This is a genomic window from Bacillota bacterium (assembly GCA_012837285.1).
Classification (GTDB): domain Bacteria; phylum Bacillota; class DTU030; order DUMP01; family DUMP01; genus DUNI01.
In genome coordinates, this window is the sequence record DURJ01000103.1 from 1 (window position 1) to 3,192 (window position 3,192).

Genomic DNA, 3,192 nt, shown 5'->3' on the forward strand with positions numbered 1-3,192 from the left:
AGGTTACCCACTTGAAGAGCCAACACCGGTTCGCTTGCGCTATGTTCCAAATTCCCCCTTCAGCTTCCTTCAGACACCACCGTTAGCCTGTGATGCCCTTGCTTACGGGTTATCTTCCCGCTGGTTAGGCGATAGGGTTTCTTTCAACCCATCGGCTTGGTAAACATGCCGGACGAACACACAAAGACCGCCTTATGCAGGCGGTCTTGTTCATTATGTAGAAACAGGCAGGGCGATCCGTAGTGACCAACAACTAACAGAGTTTACAGATGCTAATCTGGGGAAGATAGAACCTCATGATAAATAGAGGCCGGATTTGGGATGTTGAACTAGACCATATAAAGGGGGCGAAAATGCGAAAACTCCGCCCCTGTGTTGTTGTTAGTAGCGACTTTGTGGGTACATTACCCCTCAGGATTATTACCCCAATTACAGAATGGTAAGATTCTTTTCGCAACGCCATATGGGCCCGAACGCTTTCAAAGGAGAAGGTGGTGACGTCAAAGAAGACCACATCCACTTTCATGTTGAAGAGATTACGGTTCTTAGCAAACAGATCCTGTTCTAGCGTTTCTTTGTATTCGGCCAGGATGTCCAAGGAACGGTAGAGGTGGTTGAGTTCTATCTCCGGAAGGTAGCGTTGCTGCCGCTGGTAGAAACCGAGATTGCTTCTTAGTTGCAGTAGGTGTTGTATGGCCACAAGGAAGCTGGCAGTATTCAAATCGAAGCTGAACCATTGGCAGGGGACAAGCCCCATAAGGTAATAGCAGAATCAAGAGAAATTCTATCTGACGAACGCTTCATACTGCAAAAAGGCATTAGGTCTCTGGTAGATAAAGATGCCAGGGTGGGGGCTTCGGGTTTTTCGTGGGCACCTGCCACCGACGCCCCCATTGGTAGTGCTGGTGGTCGCCATGGTCTCCAACAAAAATAAATCGGAGTAGTCTCGTTAGATTCTTATCGCCCTGCGAAACAAAACCTGAGCATAATTCTCAATGTCATCAGGTGTTAGCATCTCATACCTTTCTTTTACTGCAACAAAATACGTACCAATAAGGTCTTTGCTGATTATGCGATTAGAAGGTGTGTTGGATGGCAAATCGCCACGCGTTTTCATCCAAGGCATTTCAGAGTGTGTAAACTGTTCCAAGATTTTCCCGCTATAACAGGCAAAGTTCTGAATAATGCTATCGATAACGGCTTTCTCCGTATCCGTAAATACAGAGATATCGAACTCCTCATTGCCTTCTATCGGATTAAAACAGTAACTGCGATAATGATTATATATTTCCCGGTAGACCGGTCCGTGTACCCAGGCTTCGCAATCCTCGGCAAATAAGAAATCACCCGTGAAAGCATAATAGAAGCCCTGAATGTAGTAGAGAAGTCCCTGTAATGCCAATGGCGTAATATCTTCACACTGGAACAACAAATAATCAACAGCCTCATTCATTTTAGAAACGCCGCTTTTTCGCCGACCTAGTAATGCCTCGGTGGCCCGTCTGCTCCTTCTATAAGCTGCCTGAGATTTAAGGTTCCCTTTGTTTTGTTCCAGTAACGACAAATAATAAGCCGGATCCTGATAAATTCTCTGTAATACATCAGCATACTGCTTTGTAGGTATATCACCATCATAGTAGCGGCTGAACGTCATTTCGCCCCAACCCAGAAGCAAAGAAAGTGGGCGTTTGCCGATATCGTATTTCTCCGGGATTTGTCTAACTTTCTCTAACGAAATGATATCATTCTTTTGGCGGTACACATCATACAGGGCCTTAAGATTCCCATCCTCTATTTCGGCCACATATACTTCTGCGCCACATTCGCCACATAACGCTATGCCTCCAATGAACTCATACTCTTCGCCTTTTAATGTGCCTTTAATGGCACCACTTTCTACAGAATAGGGGACATCTTTCCTGCATTCTTCACAGAATGTAATTTTTTTCCCCACAAATCTCCCTCCTTTTTAATCTTGATATACCTCCTTCAGACTCCATATTCTTAGCATTTTGCATTAGTTTAATAAGCAAGAGCGAAGTTACTCTCACTCCTTGGACTAACATTCCTGAATATAGGCGGCCTAGAATAAACCCTAGCGTGTAAGCTATTTCAGCCCTTAGGAATCATACTCTCTTGGCCCTCCTATTTCTCACGAAGCAGGCTAGTACCCCAGACTCCTCCTTTTGTTCCGAGCATTATCTAAATAGGTAACATATCGGCTTATTACGTTTATGGAATGATATAACAACCACGCGCTTTTCCTCACTGTAATCGATAATGTTGAATTTGGTATAAACATCTACTGTTTCTTCGTTGTCATCCAGATTAGACAGCACGACCTGTGGACAAAAGACATATAAGACCTCATGTTCAAATCCCAAGTTAGTATTTTGTAAGGCATGGCAAAAATCTTCTGGTGCAATATTTAGGAGAATCCTTTTTTGTTTTGTACTGGTGAGATTGTAATGCCGGATAAAATCCTCATTCTGCTGCCTGTTGCTGCCTTTTGAAATAATGTATCGGTTCTTGCTAACGCAATCATGTATTACCTGAAGTGTAGCAACAATTTGTCCTTTACTAAAGTCCAGTTTATAGTATGGATTCATTGCACCACCTCTTTGATGCAATGATACTATATTATATGCTGTTTGTAAAGTAATTATGCATTAATTGATGCGATTATAGCATTGTTAAGTAGCAGGATGCAATTGGTGTCGAACCCATTTACCGTCGTCTCCCCCAAGTTGTTCCTTCCGGTACATCCGGACAGTGAAACCGGAAGAAACCCACCGCATCTTCCAGTCTCTTGCGGAAAAACAATCGAAAAAGGCGCGCCGCGCCACGTATAGAAGAAAACGTTTTGCGACACGCCCCCAATTTTCAGTTATTCCTCGGTTACCGATACTGTCCTCGGTACCAAGCAATCCACCGCGCCTGCCACAAGTCACGGTAGGGATACCAGTTACCTGGCACCCCCCGTACAGATCCCAGCGTGCGGGATTACCGCACGCTGGGATCTTAACTTAGGTCAGACGCAGAGGCGTTGATTCGGGTATGGGTGGACTACTCGGGCGGTTGGTATCCGCATGGAAAACCAGTGCTGGAACTTATTCCAGGTCAGGTTCCTTCCTTTCTGGCTTCGGCGCCGTAGAGCATGTAGCCAAGCTTTGGCTAGTCCGGTTCGAAAAG

3 protein-coding genes are annotated in these 3,192 nt (G+C 44.9%); 1 reads left to right on the forward strand and 2 read right to left on the reverse strand.

Annotated elements, in window-relative coordinates:
• Positions 1–296 precede the first annotated feature (296 nt).
• Positions 297–443, forward strand: coding sequence for a type II toxin-antitoxin system PemK/MazF family toxin (locus GX016_05870; GenBank protein HHT71086.1), 147 nt, complete (start codon positions 297–299; stop codon positions 441–443).
• A gap of 506 nt (positions 444–949) precedes the next feature.
• Here the strand turns inward: GX016_05870 and GX016_05875 are convergent.
• Both GX016_05875 and GX016_05880 read right to left on the reverse strand, forming a co-directional pair.
• On the reverse strand, positions 950–1,954 hold the full coding sequence (locus GX016_05875; protein ID HHT71087.1) for a DUF4065 domain-containing protein: 1,005 nt from the start codon (positions 1,952–1,954) through the stop codon (positions 950–952).
• 244 nt (positions 1,955–2,198) lie between these two features.
• Complete coding sequence (locus GX016_05880; protein ID HHT71088.1) at positions 2,199–2,609, reverse strand: hypothetical protein; 411 nt, start codon at positions 2,607–2,609, stop codon at positions 2,199–2,201.
• Between the last annotated feature and the right edge of the window lie 583 nt (positions 2,610–3,192).